The sequence below is a fragment of the Mesorhizobium sp. M0037 genome, from assembly GCF_040323635.1.
Classification (GTDB): domain Bacteria; phylum Pseudomonadota; class Alphaproteobacteria; order Rhizobiales; family Rhizobiaceae; genus Mesorhizobium.
In genome coordinates this window covers 87,063-103,673 of the sequence record NZ_JAMYVB010000010.1, presented here as the reverse complement: position 1 = coordinate 103,673, position 16,611 = coordinate 87,063, and the positions used below count along the sequence as shown (strand labels likewise).

Annotated in this window: 16 protein-coding genes; 5 read left to right on the top strand and 11 right to left on the bottom strand. The window is 63.5% G+C overall.

Annotation, left to right across the window (positions count from 1 at the left end):
• Positions 1-13: 13 nt before the first annotated feature.
• Positions 14-790 (bottom strand): anti-sigma factor family protein, encoded by a 777-nt coding sequence (locus NKJ78_RS16850; RefSeq protein WP_023710522.1) that lies wholly within the window; start codon positions 788-790, stop codon positions 14-16.
• Positions 787-1,320 carry a sigma-70 family RNA polymerase sigma factor gene (locus NKJ78_RS16845; RefSeq protein WP_023688465.1) on the bottom strand — a complete coding sequence of 178 codons (534 nt, stop codon included), beginning with the start codon at positions 1,318-1,320 and terminating at the stop codon, positions 787-789. Before NKJ78_RS16845 ends, NKJ78_RS16850 begins: the two co-directional genes overlap by 4 nt.
• A gap of 175 nt (positions 1,321-1,495) precedes the next feature.
• Between NKJ78_RS16845 and NKJ78_RS16840 the strand changes: the two genes are divergently transcribed.
• From NKJ78_RS16840 to mazG, 3 genes are all read left to right on the top strand, one after another.
• The gene (locus tag NKJ78_RS16840) at positions 1,496-1,933 is read left to right on the top strand and encodes a DUF3592 domain-containing protein (protein ID WP_023706554.1); all 438 of its coding nucleotides are present in this window, start codon (positions 1,496-1,498) and stop codon (positions 1,931-1,933) included.
• A gap of 129 nt (positions 1,934-2,062) precedes the next feature.
• Positions 2,063-3,247, top strand: coding sequence for an amino acid aminotransferase (locus NKJ78_RS16835; protein ID WP_023691284.1), 1,185 nt, complete (start codon positions 2,063-2,065; stop codon positions 3,245-3,247).
• Positions 3,248-3,323: 76 nt separating this feature from the next.
• Complete coding sequence (mazG, locus tag NKJ78_RS16830) at positions 3,324-4,148, top strand: nucleoside triphosphate pyrophosphohydrolase (protein ID WP_023738872.1); 825 nt, start codon at positions 3,324-3,326, stop codon at positions 4,146-4,148.
• Between the two features lie 6 nt (positions 4,149-4,154).
• Here mazG and hflX read toward each other — a convergent pair whose 3' ends face one another.
• The 8 genes from hflX to dusB form a co-directional block, all read right to left on the bottom strand.
• On the bottom strand, positions 4,155-5,546 hold the full coding sequence (gene hflX / locus NKJ78_RS16825) for a GTPase HflX (protein ID WP_023738873.1): 1,392 nt from the start codon (positions 5,544-5,546) through the stop codon (positions 4,155-4,157).
• A complete protein-coding gene (gene hfq / locus NKJ78_RS16820; RefSeq protein WP_006202172.1) occupies positions 5,547-5,792 on the bottom strand; it encodes an RNA chaperone Hfq in 246 nt (81 codons plus the stop codon).
• A 145-nt stretch (positions 5,793-5,937) separates the two neighbouring features.
• Positions 5,938-6,798, bottom strand: coding sequence for a D-amino-acid transaminase (locus NKJ78_RS16815; RefSeq protein ID WP_352459011.1), 861 nt, complete (start codon positions 6,796-6,798; stop codon positions 5,938-5,940).
• Positions 6,799-6,900: 102 nt separating this feature from the next.
• Complete coding sequence (gene ntrX, locus NKJ78_RS16810; RefSeq protein WP_023668929.1) at positions 6,901-8,262, bottom strand: nitrogen assimilation response regulator NtrX; 1,362 nt, start codon at positions 8,260-8,262, stop codon at positions 6,901-6,903.
• A complete protein-coding gene (locus NKJ78_RS16805; RefSeq protein WP_023738875.1) occupies positions 8,252-10,540 on the bottom strand; it encodes a sensor histidine kinase NtrY-like in 2,289 nt (762 codons plus the stop codon). Before NKJ78_RS16805 ends, ntrX begins: the two co-directional genes overlap by 11 nt.
• A 144-nt stretch (positions 10,541-10,684) precedes the next feature.
• Complete coding sequence (ntrC, locus tag NKJ78_RS16800) at positions 10,685-12,142, bottom strand: nitrogen regulation protein NR(I) (RefSeq protein WP_023710528.1); 1,458 nt, start codon at positions 12,140-12,142, stop codon at positions 10,685-10,687.
• A complete protein-coding gene (locus tag NKJ78_RS16795; RefSeq protein WP_023706549.1) occupies positions 12,139-13,284 on the bottom strand; it encodes a two-component system sensor histidine kinase NtrB in 1,146 nt (381 codons plus the stop codon). The genes ntrC and NKJ78_RS16795 overlap by 4 nt, the downstream gene beginning before the upstream one ends.
• Entirely contained in the window at positions 13,281-14,303 is a 1,023-nt protein-coding gene (gene dusB / locus NKJ78_RS16790) for a tRNA dihydrouridine synthase DusB (protein ID WP_352459012.1), read from the bottom strand. Before dusB ends, NKJ78_RS16795 begins: the two co-directional genes overlap by 4 nt.
• 139 nt (positions 14,304-14,442) lie before the next feature.
• Between dusB and NKJ78_RS16785 the strand changes: the two genes are divergently transcribed.
• A complete protein-coding gene (locus tag NKJ78_RS16785) occupies positions 14,443-15,666 on the top strand; it encodes a bifunctional 2-C-methyl-D-erythritol 4-phosphate cytidylyltransferase/2-C-methyl-D-erythritol 2,4-cyclodiphosphate synthase (RefSeq protein ID WP_023738877.1) in 1,224 nt (407 codons plus the stop codon).
• Positions 15,663-16,172 (top strand): CinA family protein, encoded by a 510-nt coding sequence (locus tag NKJ78_RS16780; RefSeq protein WP_023738878.1) that lies wholly within the window; start codon positions 15,663-15,665, stop codon positions 16,170-16,172. The genes NKJ78_RS16785 and NKJ78_RS16780 overlap by 4 nt, the downstream gene beginning before the upstream one ends.
• Here NKJ78_RS16780 and NKJ78_RS16775 read toward each other — a convergent pair.
• A complete protein-coding gene (locus NKJ78_RS16775; protein ID WP_023688454.1) occupies positions 16,148-16,609 on the bottom strand; it encodes a type II toxin-antitoxin system RatA family toxin in 462 nt (153 codons plus the stop codon). The genes NKJ78_RS16780 and NKJ78_RS16775 overlap by 25 nt on opposite strands.
• Between the last annotated feature and the right edge of the window lie 2 nt (positions 16,610-16,611).

Sequence of the window (16,611 nt, the reverse complement as noted above, 5' to 3'; positions counted from 1 at the left end):
TAAAGTGTCCTGATCAGTAAAGTGTCTTGGCAAGCGTCTCGGCGGCGCGGTCGAGGTCGTGGACATCGCTGCGCGCGACGACCGCGTACGCGACCTCGCCGATCTGGAAATAGGCAGAGGAGATGTCGCCGGAGGGCGCGATGGCAGGCTTGACCACGTCGAAGGTTCCGGGCCGGATCGCAAACAGCGAGACCAGCCCCATATCCTTCGTCTCCAGCGCCACTTCGACGCTCGGCCCGAAGCGCGACGGATAGATCTGCACGTCGCGGACCTTCCAGTCCTTGGGCAGCGATGGCATGACGATTGCGGTGGCGGCGCGGATTTCGTCGCCATTGTAGTTGGGCGCCTCCAGCTGCGAGGGCATCGCCTCGCGCATGAGCGTCGTCTTGTGCGCCCGGATCGCTTCTTCGACATAGGCGGGCGGCGGCGGCGAAGCCACGACCTTGGTCACCAGCAGCGGCCCGAAGAGGCCGTTCGCCAGCCAGCCGGCAGCGACAAAGACGGCGACCGCGGCCACCCGCTGCAGCACGGCGAAGACGCGGCGACTGGCCAGTCCCCTGCCCAGCCGGCGCGCGACTTCAGTCGTCGCCGGCCGCGCCATGCCTGTGGAAGCAGCCAGCGCCAGGCGCAGTTCGTCGCGCGTCCTCAAGTCGGACATCACCCGCGCCGCAGCCTCCGGACGAACTGAGAGGAACGCCTCGACCTCGATGCGGCGCGCGACATCCAGCTGGTCGTCGACATAAGAATCGAGATCGGTATCGGTCACCGGGTCCCGCAACAGGTCGGTCATGACGGGTCTCCCACGATCCTCAGATGGCTTTTGGCCGGCGAAGGTGCAGCGTTTTCCATCTCGCGCAGTGCTGCGCGCGCCCTGCCGATGCGCGACATCAGCGTGCCCAGCGGCACCCCGCTGGCGTCGGCGGCCTGCTGGTAGGAAAGGCCCTCGATGGCGACCAGATGCAGCGCCGAACGCTGCTCCTCCGGCAGACTGAAAAAGGCCTCGCGCACCTGCGCCAGTCGCACGGAATGTTCCTGAGGCGCCGGGGTGCTGGCATCGGTGAGATAGCCGGCCTGCTCGACACGCGCTGCTTCCGACCGGCGCGAGCGCATCTTGTCGATGAAAGCGTTGTGGACGATCGACAGCAACCATGCCCGCAGATTGCCGCCCGAGCGGAATGTGTCGCGCCGCTCGTAGGCGCGCACCAGCGCATCGTGCACCAGATCCTCGGCGTCAGTGCCGTCGCGCGTCAGCGAGCGTGCGTAGCGCCTGAGCGAACCCAGCTGTCCGACAATATCGAAGCGTGGCATCGACCGTTTCATGCCCCGTTTACGAAACAGGCGGGGATCTTAATCCATCGCCACCAAAACTTTTTTGCGTCGCCACAATAGGCATCATGCAATCAGAAGTCCGCTGCGCACTTACCCATCTCCCGTGCGGCAGATGTTTGCTTTATGGATGAAGTCTAGCCTTATCCGTCTGTCCCAGGAGCAAAAGATGGCCAATGGTAGTCGTGTAACGGGTTTTGCAGCGTTGCCGATCGTCGGCAGGGTGTTCATCATCTTTGGCATTGTCGGACTGATCGCTTCCGGCGTGCTGGCCATCGTCGAGATGTACGGCCCTCGTACCGCTTCGGCGACAGGCAGGATTGTCGCCGCCGAATACAATCCCCGCATCGAGTTCTCGACCGCCGACGGCACCGTCATCCGCTTCAACAATGCCGTCCACAGCTCGTTCTGGGGTGATGGCGACAGCGTCCCTGTCGCTTACGACCCAACCAATCCGCAAAATGCCTCCGTCGACAGCTTCGCCGGACGCTGGTTCCTTGCCGGGCTGGCCGGCATGCTCGGCGGTTTCTCCCTGCTGACCGGCATCGGTCTCGCCGTGATTGGACGGGTGCTTATCCGGCGGATTGGAATGAACCCGTCGCCATAGCCGCCGACCCCTGCCGTACAGACAAAGCTTGGCGTAACGGTCCAGTACGCTAGCGGACTGGCGCAGATGGAAGCACTGGCGAAACGCGGCCGCTTTGCGTATTACTCCGCCGCCATTGGAGCCGTATTGATGTTCGAGACCCTGCAACCTGCCCCGGCTGACAAGATCATCGCCTTGATCGGCCTCTATCGCGCCGATCCGCGCCCCGGCAAGATCGATCTCGGCGTCGGCGTCTACAAGGACCGCGACGGCAGGACGCCGGTCATGCGCGCCCTGCGCGAGGCCGAGAAGCGGTTGCTGCAGGACCAGGACACCAAGACCTATCTCGGCCTTGCCGGCGACACCGGCTTCAACACGGCGATGGTCAAGCTGGCCTTCGGCCCCGCTGCCGACATGACGCGCATCCGCGCCGCGCAAGCGCCTGGCGGTTCCGGCGCGCTGCGGCTGGTGGCGGAGCTGTTGAAGCGGACCCGCCCCGACGCAACCGTCTGGCTGTCGGACCCGACATGGCCGAACCACCCGCCGGTGATGCGCGGGGCCGGCCTCAAGGTGCGCGATTATCCCTATTTCGATGCCGTTTCCGGCGCGGTGCGCTTCGACGAGATGCTGGCAACGCTTGGCGCAGCCGAGCCCGGCGATATCGTGCTGCTGCATGGCTGCTGCCATAACCCGACCGGCGCCAATCTCGATATCGCGCAATGGGCCAGCGTCACCGATCTTGTCGTCGAGCGCGGGCTGTTGCCCTTTGTCGACATTGCCTATCAGGGCTTTGGCGAAGGCCTGGACGCCGATGCGGCCGGCTTGCGCCTTCTCGCGGGCAAGGTGCCTGAAATGGTCGTTGCCTCGAGCTGCTCGAAGAACTTTGCCGTCTACCGCGACCGCGTCGGCGCGGCGATGATCCTGGCGAAGGATGGTGCGCAAGCCGATGTGGCGATGAGCCAGATGCTGGCGGCGGCGCGCGCCATGTATTCGATGCCGCCGGACCATGGCGCCGCCGCCGTGCGCATGGTGCTGGAAGATGATGGCCTTCGCGCCGACTGGGAGGCGGAGCTGGAGGAGATGCGGCTGCGCATGCTGAGGCTGCGCGTCCAGTTCGCCGACGCGCTGCGCCGGCAGTCCAACTCCGACCGCTTCGACTTCATCGCCAGCCATCGCGGCATGTTTTCCAGGCTTGGCCTGACCGAGGCGCAAGTCGAGCGGCTGCGTGCGGAGTATGGCGTCTACATGGTCGGCGACAGCCGCATCAACGTCGCCGGCCTGCCCGAGGACGGCATGGATGACCTCGCCAAGGCGGTTGTGTCGGTACTCGGCTGAAGCTCGCTGTGGACAATCTCCCCTCTCCGGCTGACGCCGTTGGCCGCACGACAGGCAGCGGGATAGCATTCGCCGCATGAAACCTTCGCGCGACATTTCCCGGCTGATCGAGATCATGGCGGCGCTCAGGGCGCCGAAGACCGGTTGTCCCTGGGACATCGAGCAGGATTTCTCGACCATCGCGCCCTATACGATCGAGGAAGCCTATGAGGTGGCCGACGCCATTGCGCGCGGCGATCTCGACGATCTGCGCGACGAACTCGGCGATCTCCTGCTGCAGGTCGTCTACCACGCGCAGATGGCTGAGGAAGCCGGCGATTTTGCCTTCGGTGATGTGGTCGAGGCCATCACCACCAAGATGATCCGCCGCCATCCGCATGTCTTCGGCGACGAGAAGGCGCGCAGCGCCGGCATGGCAAAGGGCATGTGGGAAAAGATCAAGGCTGAGGAAAAAGCCGAAAAGCGAAGCGCCCGCCTCGCCCGCGGCCTCGACCCCGAAGACAATGGCAAGGGGTTCCTGGACAGCGTGCCCGTCGCCCTGCCCGCTTTGACGCGGGCGCTAAAGCTGCAGGAAAAGGCTGCCCGTGTCGGTTTCGACTGGAGCGAGGCAGCACCCATCCTCGACAAGATCGAGGAAGAGATCGGCGAATTGCGCGAGGCGCTGGCCAAGGGCGAAACGGCTGAGATCAAGGACGAATTCGGCGACATGCTGTTTGCCGTCGTCAACCTGGGCCGTCACCTCAACCTCGATTCGGAAGCGGCGCTCAGCGGCACCAACGAAAAGTTCCGCTCGCGCTTCCACTATGTCGAGCGCGCGATCGATGCATCGGGAAGCACGCTCGAAAAAGCCACGCTGGACGAGATGGAAGCGCTCTGGCAGCAGGCCAAGAGCGCGAAATAATCAGGCTTACTGCCTGTTTTTGCGGTGCAATCGGCTTTCGATCTCATGCCGCGCGCTGTGCGTAGCCTTGAGTGCAATGGTTGCGCTGCCATCCTCATTGTCTACCCGCGAAACGACGTCGCCATTGCGGTAGAGCCAGTCGACAAGGCCGAACTGCGCCGGTTCGATCGTCACCGTCAATTCCTCGAGTTCGCCCGACATCCTGGTCTCGATCAGCGCCTTCAGCGCATCGATGCCTTCGCCGGTGACGGCCGAGATGGCGATCGGCGGCGCCTTGTTGGCGTCAGTGCCGTCGGCAAGCAGACGCTCGCGGTTGCCGTCGTCGAGCAGGTCGACCTTGTTCCACACTTCGACGACGCGCTTGGCATCGCCGGCATCGACGCCGAGATCGGCGAGAATGCGCTCGACGTCCTCGGCTTGCGCTGCGGTATCCGGATCCGAAATATCGCGCAGGTGGATGACCAGATCGGCCTCGACGACCTCTTCCAGCGTGGCGCGGAAGGCGGCGACCAGATGCGTCGGCAGGTCCGAAATGAAGCCGACTGTGTCCGACAGGATGATCGGCGTGCCGTGCGGCAGGCGCACGCGGCGCAGCGTCGGGTCGAGCGTGGCAAACAGCATGTCTTCGGCCAGCACGTCGGCCCCGGTCAGCCGGTTGAACAGCGTCGACTTGCCGGCATTGGTGTAGCCGACGATCGCCACCACCGGGAACGGCACCTTCTTGCGCTTGGCCCGGTGCAGGTCGCGGGTGCGGCGCACCGTTTCCAGCTCATGCTTGAGCTTGATGATTTTTTCCTGCAGCTGCCGCCGGTCCGATTCGATCTGGGTTTCGCCGGGGCCGCCGAGGAAGCCGGCTCCGCCGCGCTGGCGTTCAAGGTGGGTCCAGCTCCGCACCAGGCGGCCCTTCTGGTAGTTGAGATGGGCAAGTTCGACCTGCAGCGTGCCCTCCTTGGTCCGCGCGCGCTCGCCAAAAATCTCCAGGATCAGTCCGGTGCGGTCGAGCACCTTGGCATTCATTTCTTTTTCGAGATTGCGCTGCTGCACCGGCGTCAGCGGATGGTCGACGATGACCACCTCCGCGTGACCCTCTTTGACGATCTCGGCGAATTCCGCGACCTTGCCGCTGCCGAGCAAGGTTGCCGGGCGTGGATCGTTGACGGTGACCACCGCCGTGTGGATCAGATCCAGGTTGATGGCGCGGGCAAGGCCGACCGCTTCGTCGTGGCGCGCATCCGCCGAACGCGTCAGCCGTGGACGGTTCGTTTCGTCATCGTTGCGCTGATGCCGGGTAAGCACCGGCACAATGACAACCGCCCGGGTCGGACCTGTGGCTTCCGTCCCGGAATTATGTGCTGGTTTCCCGCGGACGCCGCGGTCCGCGTCTTTTTCACGTGCCAATCAGGCGCCCTGGCTTTCCTCGCCATCGAACATCTGAACCGGCTGGCTCGGCATGATCGTGGAAATGGCATGCTTGTAGACGAGCTGGGAGTGGCCGTCACGGCGCAGCAGAACACAAAAATTGTCGAAGGAAGTGACCACGCCGGTCAGCTTGACGCCGTTGATGAGAAAGATGGTGAGTGGATTTTTGCTCTTGCGAACAGAATTCAGGAACAGGTCCTGAAGGTTTTGCGATCGTTCCGCCATTGTTCTTGTCTTTCGCCGATCCCCTTCGGTTTGCAGGCCAATGCGCCAAATTAGCGGGCACATGTCAAGCTTGCAAACACCCCCTTGCCGTCAGTAACGACAAGCAGAACGAGATATATTGATGTGCAGTCCGTCTGTGCGGTTATCAGGCTGGACTTTTTTCCGCAACGTCAAAAAAGGCTTGCCGCAATGAAAGTGTTATCGAACCGGGGTGCCCATTGGCGACCGCGGCACCGTCGATTGCCACGACCGGCATGGCGATTGTCGTTGCCGAACTGATGAAAGCTTCTCGCGCAGCCTTGGCTTCAGTGACTGAAAAACCGCGCTCCTCGATCGTCAACCCGAGATTTGCCGCCACTTCGAACATGGTCGTGCGGGTGATGCCGCGCAGGATGCCATGCTCCGCCGGCCGGGTAACCAGAACGCCGTCCCTTGTAACGATCCAGGCGTTGGACGAGCCGCCCTCCTTGACGTTGCCATCGGTGTCGACGAACCAGGCTTCCTGGGCGCCGGCCTCCTTGGCTTTCTGCTTGGCCAGCACGTTGGGCAGCAGGCCGGTGCTCTTGATGTCGACCCGGTCCCAACGGTTTTCCGGCACGGTGATGACCTTGATGCCCGCCTCGGCTCGCTTGGCGGCCGCCGCCGGGTCGGCCTTTCTGGCCGTAATCACCAGCGATGACGGTGTATCGGCCGGGAAAACGAAGTCGCGGCTGGCAACACCGCGCGTAACCTGGACATAAACCAGGCCGTTGACGACGTGGTTGCGCCGCACGATCTCGCGCAGAAGAAGCGGCAGCACGCCCTTGGTGACCGGCCAGTCGATCGACAATTCGCTAAGCGAGCGGTTCAGCCGGGCAAGATGGCGCGGCATGTCGACGATAAAGCCCTGCGCCACCTCGCAGACCTCGTAGACGCCGTCGGCGAACTGATAGCCGCGATCCTCGATATGCACGGCAGCGTCGGCATGGGCGACATAGCGCCCGTTCACATAGGCAGTGCGCGGCATGGGTTATCCCTCAGAACAGTCTCGCTATTTCTAGGCGATTCCGCCGCTGCCGTAACCGGCAATTGCACGGGCCACGGCCCGCTGGACCAACAACAATGGGGATCAGACCCCCAGCGACTTCAGTTTCCGGTGCAGCGCCGAGCGCTCCATGCCAATGAATTCCGCCGTCTTCGAGATGTTGCCGCCGAAACGGTTGATCTGGGCGATCAGATAGTCCTTCTCGAACTGTTCGCGCGCCTCGCGCAGCGGCAGCGCCATGATGTGCTGGTCGGACTGGTTCGGCGTGCGCGGCATGACATCGCCGATCTCCGACGGCAACAGGTCGGCGGTGATCGGCGCATCGATATCGTCGCCACGCGCCAGGATCATCAGCCGTTCGACATTGTTGCGCAGCTGGCGGACATTGCCCGGCCAGTTGTGCGCCTGCAGCACGGCAAGCGCATCGTCGCCGATGCGGCGCGGCTTGATGCCGGCCTGGCGAGCGATCTGCTTCATGAAATTGTCGACGAGATAGGGAATGTCCTCTCGCCGCTCGGCCAGGCCCGGCACCATGACCGGAACCACCGCCAGGCGGTGATAGAGGTCTTCGCGAAAACGGCCGTCGGCGATCATCGCCTCCAGGTTCTGCGAGGTCGAGGAGATGATGCGGACGTCGACCTTGACCCGCTTGGTGCCGCCGACCCGCTCGAACTGCTGTTCGACCAGCACGCGCAAAATCTTGTTCTGCGTCTCGCGCGGCATGTCGGCCACTTCGTCGATGTAGAGAATGCCGCGGTGCGCCTCTTCAAGCGCGCCGACCTTGCGCTCGGTGCCGTTCGATTCGGTGCCAAACAGCTCGATCTCCATGCGCTCGGGCGTGATGTTGGCCGCGCTCAGCGTCACGAACGGCGCGCCCTTGCGCGTCGACAGCGTGTGGATGGCGCGCGCGGCGAGCTCCTTGCCCGAGCCGGACGGACCGATGATCATGACGCGGCTGTTGGTCGGCGCCACGCGCTCGATGGTCTGGCGCAGCTGGCTCATCGCCGACGACATGCCGATCAGGTCGAAGGTTTCGCCGCTGCGCTGCTTGAGGTCGGACACCTCGCGCCGCAATTTCGAGGTTTCGAGCGCCCGCTCGGCGATCAGGATCAGCCTGTCGGCCTTGAACGGCTTCTCGATGAAATCATAGGCGCCGCGGCGGATGGCCGACACCGCTGTCTCGATATTGCCGTGGCCGGAGATCATCACCACCGGCAGGCTCGGATGCATCGTCTTGATCTCGTCGAGCAGCGCCAGCCCGTCGAGGCGCGAGCCCTGCAACCAGATGTCGAGGAAAATCAGCCGCGGCGCCCGGTCGGCGATTGCCGCGAGCGCGCTGTCGGCATCGAATGCCGTGCGGGTTTCATGCCCTTCGTCGCTCAATATGCCCGCGACGAGTTCACGGATGTCTTCCTCGTCATCGACGATGAGAATATCAGACGCCATTACCGACCTTTTCAGTTTCTCGTTCGTGTTCCGTTTCGCCTTGATCGCGTGGCGGCGCGGTTGCGGCAGCTGGCGGCAGGATGATCGAGATCATCGCGCCGCGTCCACCGTGGAAATCCGCAGGCGCATCGTGCAATTCGAGCCGCCCGCCATGGTCCTCCACGATCTTCTTGACGATGGCGAGACCGAGCCCGGTGCCCTTCTCGCGCGTCGTCATGTAGGGCTCGAGCAGCCTTTGGCGGTTCTCGCGTGGCAAGCCTTTGCCATTGTCGATGACGTCGATTCTGATCGCGCCATTCTGCCGGGCAGCTTGAATCCGGATTATGCCGTGCGAACCGTCCTTTTGTTCCAGCCCGTCAATCGCCTCGGCCGCGTTCTTGATGACGTTGCCGAAAGCCTGCGCCATCAATCGGCTATCGAACGTGCCCTTGAGCGGTTCGTTGCCGAACACGCGTTCGAAAGCAATGTCGGCGCGGCTGACTTCGACCAGGAACGACGCCTCGCGCAGCGATTCACGCAGATCGATGGCTTTCATCTCGGGCTTGGGCATGCGGGCGAAAGCCGAGAACTCGTCGACCATGCGGCCGATATCCTCGACCTGCCGGATGATCGTGTCGGTGCACTGGTCGAAAATCTCGCGGTCCTCGGTGATGACCTTGCCAAAGCGGCGCTTGATGCGCTCGGCCGAGAGCTGGATCGGCGTCAGCGGGTTCTTGATCTCATGTGCGATGCGCCGCGCCACATCCGCCCACGCCGACGAGCGCTGCGCCTGGACCAGATCGGTGATGTCGTCGACCGTCACGACGTAGGATTTCTCCTCCTCGCCGTCGTCGCCGGCCTCGATGGTGATCTGCACGTTGAAGGTACGCTCGGCGCCGGTGCGATAGAAGGTGACCTGCTCGCGATAGACCGGCTTGCCGGATTTGCGGCCGATCTCGAAGACACGGCCGACATGCGGCAGCACGGCGGACAGGTTCTGCCCCAGCGCCGCCGTGGCCGATATGGCCAGCATCGTTTCGGCCGATTTGTTGACGATGGAGACGATGCCGTAGGGATCGACGCCGATGACGCCGGCGGTGACGCCGGCCAGCACCGCTTCCGAGAAACGACGCCGTTCGTCGATCAAATCCTTGGCCGACAGGATCTCGTTGCGCTGCGATTTAAGCTCCAGCAGCATCTTGTTGAACGTATCGCCAAGCGAGGCGACATCGCCGTCGGAAGGCCGTACCGGCACGGCGACATCGAGATTGCCGGTCGCAACCTCGTCAGCCGCGCCGATGAGCTGACGGATGGGCCGCACCAGACGGTCGGCCACCGCTATGCCGGTCCAGATGGCCGACAGGATGATGATCAGCGTCAGTGACAGATAGGGCAGCGCGAACGCCACCTGCGACGTCCGCCTGTTGTCTTCCAGGCCGCGATATTCGGCGGTGTTGGACTGGACGATCGCCCTCGCCTTGATCACTTCGGGGTCGACCAGGCGATTGGTGTAGAGGTAGAGTCCTTCGATCTCCCGCAGCTTGATGATGGCGCCCATGATGTTGCGCGTCTTCGGCTCGATTAGCACCGGCTTGCCGTCGGCCGCACTTGCCACCGCGCCCTCAGGCGGTGCTGGCATGGCGAAGTCCGCATCGGTCTGGGCACTCACGACAAAGGAGCCGTCTTCCCTGACCAGCGCCGCATGCACCAGGCTTCTGCCGACGGCTTCCTTGTTCATCAGGTCGAGAAAGCCGGTTCGATCGAGGCCGTAAAGCGTGCGCGACGCATCGAGATCGTAGGCCATCGACAGCGTCGTGCCCTGAAGATTGCGAGCGTTTTCCTGCACATAGGCGTCGGCGATCGACAGCGACGAGTTGACGATCGCCTTGGTGCGGATCTCGAACCAGCGGTCGAGGCCGATATCGAGCGTGATCGAGGCGATGATGGCCACCATGATGGCGGGGATGGCCGCGACCAGCGCAAACATCGTCACGATGCGCACATGCAGCCGCGACGCCGCCTTGCCGTGCCGGCGCGCCATGGTGATGCGATGCACCTCGCGGCCGACGAGGGCAATCAGCGCCAGCACAAATAAGGCATTGGCCGCAATCAGCGTCAGCGTTGTGTTTGCGTCTGGCGTGATCGGCGTGGCGCCGACAAGAATCGCAAACGAGATTGCCGCCGTAACCAGCGCGCCGGCAATTGCCACAACGCCGGGCAACGCAAGCAGCCGCCGTCCATCCCTCTGGCCGGGTCTGCTGAAAAGCGGTTCGTTTGATGTCAGAGCTTGCGAAGCCATGTCGCCGTCTAAGAGCCAGTGATTGCGTCGGATGTATGCAACGCATTGTGGCGATTATGCAACAAGTGTGGCCGTGACGGAAATCTTTCGGCCGCCGATCCCCTGAAAAGGGGACGACCTCGCGTCACTTCGGGCGCCAGGCGCTCATGATCTCGACGATTTATAGACGTTGACGCCCAGCTCGCGAATCTTCTTGCGCAGCGTGTTGCGATTCAAGCCGAGCAATTCGGCCGCCTTGATCTGGTTGCCGCGCGTTGCCGTCATGGAAGCGAGCACCAGCGGATATTCGACCTCGGACAAGATGCGCTGATAGAGACCTGCCGGCGGCAACTCACCGGCGAAAGAGGCAAAATAGCGCTGCAGGAAGTGCTCCACCGCCTGGCCGATGGATAGATCGTCCGGGATCAAATTGCCGCCGCCGGGAACGACCGGTCTTTCGCCTGTCTTCAGCTCGGCTTCAATGATCTCGGCTGATATTTCGTCCTGCGAATAGAGCGCCGCAAGCCGGCGCACCAGGTTTTCCAACTCGCGCACGTTTCCCGGCCACGGATAGCGCTTCATCAATTCGATGCCGCCGGTCGAAATGCGCTTGGTCTGCAAGCCTTCGCTGGCGCCGATCTTGAAGAAATGCCGCACCAGATCGGGAATGTCTTCCGACCTCTCACGCAAACCCGGCAGCCGAAGCGGCACGACGTTCAGGCGATAGAACAGATCTTCGCGGAAAAGCCCCTGGTTGATCAGCGTGCGCAGATCCTTGTTGGTGGCGGCGACGATGCGCACATCGGTCTTGATCGGCGTGCGCCCGCCGACAGTGGTGTATTCGCCCTGCTGCAGCACGCGCAGCAGCCGCGTCTGCGCCTCCATCGGCATGTCGCCGATCTCGTCGAGGAACAGCGTGCCGCCCTCGGCCTGCTCGAAGCGGCCGGTCGAGCGGTTCTGTGCGCCGGTGAAGGCGCCCTTCTCATGGCCGAACAGTTCCGATTCGATAAGGTCGCGCGGGATCGCCGCCATGTTGATGGCGACGAACGGACCGCCGCGGCGGCGGCCATATTCGTGCAGCGCGCGCGCCACCAATTCCTTGCCGGTGCCGGACTCGCCCGAGATCATCACCGTCAGATCGGTCTGCATCATGCGCGCCAGCATGCGGTAGATGTCCTGCATGGCGGCCGAGCGGCCGACCAGCGGCATGGCGTCAGGCTGTTCTTCCGGTCGCGTATCGATCTTCGGTCGGCGCGGCTCTGACAGCGCACGATTGACGATGTTGAGCAGCTCGGTCAGGTCGAACGGCTTCGGCAGATACTCGTAAGCACCTGTTTCGGAAGCACGAATAGCCGTCATGAAAGTGTTTTGCGCGCTCATCACGATGACCGGCAGCTCCGGCCGGGCCTTCTTGATGCGGGGCAGCATGTCGAAGGCGTTCTCGTCCGGCATGACAACGTCGGTGATCACCAGATCGCCCTCGCCCGCCGCCACCCAGCGCCACAGCGTCGAGGCGTTGGAGGTCACGCGCACCTCATGGCCGACGCGCGACAGCGCCTGATTGAGCACGGTGCGGATGGCCGCATCGTCGTCGGCGACGAGAATATTGCCGCGAACCGTCATTTGCGGTCTCCTTCGCCTTCATCATCGGCAGTGTCGATGGGTGTTTCTTTCCAGGCCGGCATCAGGATTCGGAAGGTGGTGCCGCGCGGCGTCGAATCGCATTCGATGATGCCGCCATGCTCGCCGACGATTTTCGCCACCAGCGCCAGGCCGAGCCCCGAGCCGTTCGGCTTGGTGGTGATGAACGGATCGAACAGGATCGGCAGAATGTCTTCCGAAACGCCGGACCCATTGTCGCGCACGCAGAATTCAAGCGGTAGCGACACGCGGTCCTGGGTTCCGGGAACGGAAACGCGGATGCCCGGCCTGAACGCGGTCGACAGCACGATCTCGCCCTGCGGGTCGCCGCCGATCGCCTCGGCGGCGTTCTTGACCAGGTTGAGAAACACCTGGATCAGTTGGTCGCGGTTGGCGAAAACCGGAGGCAATGATGGATCATAGTCCTCCAATATCCTGATTCTCTTGGCAAAACCGTTCTTGGCGATTGCCTTCACATGATCCAGCACGACATGGATGTTGACAGGATAGCGGTCAATCGGCCGCTCGTCGGAAAACACTTCCATGCGGTCGACGAGGGAGACTATGCGATCAGTCTCGTCAGTGATGAGGCGGGTCAGCGCGCGATCCTCGTCCGACGCCGAGAGTTCGAGCAGCTGTGCGGCGCCGCGTATGCCGGACAGCGGGTTCTTGATCTCATGCGCCAGCATGGCGGCAAGGCCGGTGACCGAACGCGCGGCACCCCTGTGTGTCATCTGCCGGTCGATCTTGTCGGCCATCGAGCGTTCCTGGAACATCACCACGATTGAGCCTGGGAATTCCGGCACCGGCGCGACATAAAGATCGACGACCTTCTCGATTCCGAGACGCGGCGACGACACGTCGACACGGTATTCGTTGACCGGCGCACGGCGCTCGCGCACCTGGTCGACCAGCTGCAGCAACGGGCTGCCGAACGGGATCAGCTTGGACAGTGTGTTGCGGGCAAGCATGTTGGCACTTGAGCGGAAGAAGTCTTCCGCATCGGCATTGGCGTAGGTGATGAACCCGTCCGGATCGACCATGATGACCGGACGGCGGATGGTGTTCAGCACGATACTGGCGGCATCCGCCATGTCGGAGCTCGGTGTGACCGTGGCGTTCATGCGGCGCTCCGCAAGGGCGTGGCTTCGCCGGAAAACACCTCATGCAGCAAGGCAATGACGCGGGCGGGTTCGAAAGAGGTGAGGATGGCTTTCCGCCGCCCATCGGAAACGCCAGCAGCGTGGCGGTCGAGATACCAGCCGAGATGCTTGCGCGCCTGGCGCAAGCCGCTTTCGACGCCGTAAAGCGTCAGCATGTCCTCGTAGTGGGAATCGATGTAGTCGGCCATGGCTTGCGGGCTTTCCGGCACGCCGGAGAGCGCGTCGCCCGCAGCCGTCGCCGCAATGCGGCCCGCCGTCCATGGCGCGCCATAATGGGCACGACCGATCATCACCGCGTCGGCGCCCGACTGTTCAAGGATTTCGGCGGCCTCCGCGGGCGAGCCCACATCGCCGTTGGCGACCACCGGGATCGAGACGGCGTCCTTGATGCGGGCGATGGCGCCCCAATCGGCCTTGCCTTGATAAAACTGGCAGCGCGTGCGCCCATGCACGGTCACCATTTTAACACCGGCCTCTTCGGCGCGGCGCGCCAAGACGGGTGCATTGAGCGCATTGTCGTCCCAGCCGAGCCGCATCTTGACCGTGACCGGCACCTGGACCGCGCCGATCACCGCTTCGATCAGCGACAGCGCGTGGTCGAGATCGCGCATCAGCGCCGAGCCGGCATAGCCGCCGGTCACCCTCTTGGCCGGGCAGCCCATATTGATGTCGATGATGTCGGCGCCCTCGCCGGCAGCGATGCGCGCGCCCTCGGCCATGTGCTCGGCCTCGCGGCCGGCAAGCTGGACCATATGGACGGGCAGCCCGGAATGACGGATGCGCAGGTCGCAGCCGGCCCTGCCCTTGGCAAGCTCGCCGCTCGCCACCATTTCCGACACGACCAGGCCCGCGCCATGCGCGTAGGCGCGCTGCCGGAACGGCTCGTCCGTTATTCCCGACATGGGCGCGAGGAAGACGCGGTTGCGGATCGTCACGCCGCCGACGTCGAGCGGCGAAGCCAATTTTGTCACTTCAGGCATGCACAAAAACCAAGCATATCGGATTGCTGCACATTCTCTAGCCATAAGAAAGGCATTGTGCAACGCGCAATGACGTCACATTGCGGCGCATTTGGGAAAATGCTGGCCTTCGCCATAAGCCGCGACTAAGCCTCTCGGCATGACAGACGCAAGCGAAAAACCGGCCGAGGCGACGACCGACAAGGTCGGCTTGGTCATCGTTGCCGCCGGTCGCGGCGCGCGTGCCGGAAAGGCCGACGGGCCGAAGCAATATCAACGCATCGGTGGCCGTGCCGTCATCGCGCGCACGCTGGAGACTTTCCTGGGGCATCCCGAAATTGGCCCCGTCGTCGTCGCCATCCATGCCGATGACCGCGCGCTTTTCGACAAGGCAGCCGGCGTGTATGCCGAGCGGGTTACCGCCGTGGTCGGTGGCGAGTCACGCCAGGCCTCGGTCCGGCTCGGCCTGCTGGCGCTGAGGGACCGTACGCCCGGCCGTGTCCTTGTCCATGACGCGGTGCGGCCCTTTGTCGACGCGGCCCTGATCGACCGTACCATCGCCGCCATTGGCGAGCGGCAGGGCGCGCTGCCCGCTTTGCCCGTCGCCGATACGCTAAAGCGCGAGTCGACGACCGGCATGATCGAAGAGACGGTGCCAAGGGCCGGCCTTCATGCCGCCCAGACGCCGCAAGGCTTTCCGTTCTGGCCGTTGCTCGCCGCGCATGAAAAGGCCCATCATCTCGGCAAGGCGGATTTCACCGACGATGCCGCGATCGCCGAATGGGCGCATATTCCGGTGAAAATCATTCAGGGGTCGCCGGACAATGTCAAACTGACCTGGGCAAGGGATATTGCGATGGCGGATCAGCGGCTTACTGGCGAGCGTTTTCCAGACATTCGCACCGGCAATGGCTATGACGTGCACGCCTTCGAGGCCGGCGACCATGTCACTTTGTGCGGCGTTGCCATTCCGCACGGCAAGAAGCTTTCCGGCCATTCGGATGCCGATGTCGGCCTGCACGCGCTGACCGATGCGCTGCTCGCCACTTGCGGCGCCGGCGACATCGGCACGCATTTCCCGCCTTCCGATCCGCAATGGAAGGGCGCGGCGTCAAAGATCTTCGTCGAGCATGCGGCCAGGTTGGTGCGCGAACGCGGCGGCCGCATCGCCAATGCCGACATCACGCTGATCTGCGAGGCGCCGCGCGTCGGCCCGCATCGCGAGGCCATGACCAACGCGCTGTCGGCGATGCTGGGCATTTCCAGCGATCGCATCTCCATCAAGGCGACGACCAACGAAAAACTCGGCTTTGTCGGCCGCGAGGAAGGCATCGCCGCCATCGCCACCGCCAGTGTCGTCTTCCCCGGGGAGGTTCCCGCATGAACAACAGCGATCTTGCCAACGCCCTGCTCCAGGTCTGCCAGCAGCGCGGCATCATGTTGGCGACGGCCGAGAGCTGCACCGGCGGCATGATCATCTCGGCACTGACCGACATTGCCGGCTCGTCCGCTGTCGTCGATCGCGGCCTCATCACCTATTCTGATGAAGCAAAGATGGAGATGCTCGGCGTCTCGCCCGCCACACTCGAGGCGCATGGCGCCGTCTCGCGCGAAACGGTTCTGGAGATGGCGGCGGGCGCTCTGGCGCGCTCGCGCGCCGGGCTTGCGCTTGCCGTCACCGGCATTGCCGGCCCAGGCGGCGGTTCGCCGGAAAAACCGGTCGGCCTCGTCTGGTTCGGAGTTGCCCTAAGAGCTGGGCCGGTGGCTGCCGAGCTCAATATGTTTGCCGACAATGGCCGCGACTTCATCCGCCGCGAGACGGTCAAGCATGCGCTGGAGATCGGGCTGCGCGCGCTCGGCGACACTCATGAGATGGGCGTCGTTCCGTAGATGACGTCCGCACGTTTTTCGAAGGCTTCGGAAAACATGCGGAAGGCACGATCGAACATGGTGCCCATCACCACGCCGAGGATGCGGCTCTTGAACTCGTAGTCGATGAAGAAGCGGACGTTGCAGCCGCCGCCGTCGGCCGGCTCGAAGCGCCAGATATTGCTGAGATATTTGAACGGTCCATCGATGTATTTGACATCGATTGTGTTTTCGTCCGGCTTCAGCAGCACTTGCGTCGTAAAGGTCTCGCGGATCGCCTTGTAGCCGATGCTCATATCGGCAACGAGAATGGTGCGGCCATCACGCTCCTTGCGAGAGCGCACCGTCAGCGCCTCGCACAGCGGCAGAAATTCAGGATAGGTCTCGATATCGGCGACCAGCGCAAACATCTGCTCCGGCGTGTGGGCAACGCGGCGTGTGGCTTCGAATTTCGGCATTG

What these genes read in the sequence shown, in the direction of transcription:
- dusB (WP_352459012.1), bottom strand. Translation starts at nt 14,303, where the DNA reads ATGCCTGAAGTGACAAAATTGGCTTCGCCGCTCGACGTCGGCGGCGTG.
- NKJ78_RS16845 (WP_023688465.1), bottom strand. Translation starts at nt 1,320, where the DNA reads ATGAAACGGTCGATGCCACGCTTCGATATTGTCGGACAGCTGGGTTCG.
- NKJ78_RS16850 (WP_023710522.1), bottom strand. Translation starts at nt 790, where the DNA reads ATGACCGACCTGTTGCGGGACCCGGTGACCGATACCGATCTCGATTCT.
- ntrX (WP_023668929.1), bottom strand. Translation starts at nt 8,262, where the DNA reads ATGGCGTCTGATATTCTCATCGTCGATGACGAGGAAGACATCCGTGAA.
- NKJ78_RS16795 (WP_023706549.1), bottom strand. Translation starts at nt 13,284, where the DNA reads ATGAACGCCACGGTCACACCGAGCTCCGACATGGCGGATGCCGCCAGT.
- NKJ78_RS16785 (WP_023738877.1), top strand. Translation starts at nt 14,443, where the DNA reads ATGACAGACGCAAGCGAAAAACCGGCCGAGGCGACGACCGACAAGGTC.
- NKJ78_RS16815 (WP_352459011.1), bottom strand. Translation starts at nt 6,798, where the DNA reads ATGCCGCGCACTGCCTATGTGAACGGGCGCTATGTCGCCCATGCCGAC.
- NKJ78_RS16835 (WP_023691284.1), top strand. Translation starts at nt 2,063, where the DNA reads ATGTTCGAGACCCTGCAACCTGCCCCGGCTGACAAGATCATCGCCTTG.
- NKJ78_RS16805 (WP_023738875.1), bottom strand. Translation starts at nt 10,540, where the DNA reads ATGGCTTCGCAAGCTCTGACATCAAACGAACCGCTTTTCAGCAGACCC.
- hfq (WP_006202172.1), bottom strand. Translation starts at nt 5,792, where the DNA reads ATGGCGGAACGATCGCAAAACCTTCAGGACCTGTTCCTGAATTCTGTT.
- ntrC (WP_023710528.1), bottom strand. Translation starts at nt 12,142, where the DNA reads ATGACGGTTCGCGGCAATATTCTCGTCGCCGACGACGATGCGGCCATC.
- NKJ78_RS16840 (WP_023706554.1), top strand. Translation starts at nt 1,496, where the DNA reads ATGGCCAATGGTAGTCGTGTAACGGGTTTTGCAGCGTTGCCGATCGTC.
- NKJ78_RS16775 (WP_023688454.1), bottom strand. Translation starts at nt 16,609, where the DNA reads ATGCCGAAATTCGAAGCCACACGCCGCGTTGCCCACACGCCGGAGCAG.
- NKJ78_RS16780 (WP_023738878.1), top strand. Translation starts at nt 15,663, where the DNA reads ATGAACAACAGCGATCTTGCCAACGCCCTGCTCCAGGTCTGCCAGCAG.
- mazG (WP_023738872.1), top strand. Translation starts at nt 3,324, where the DNA reads ATGAAACCTTCGCGCGACATTTCCCGGCTGATCGAGATCATGGCGGCG.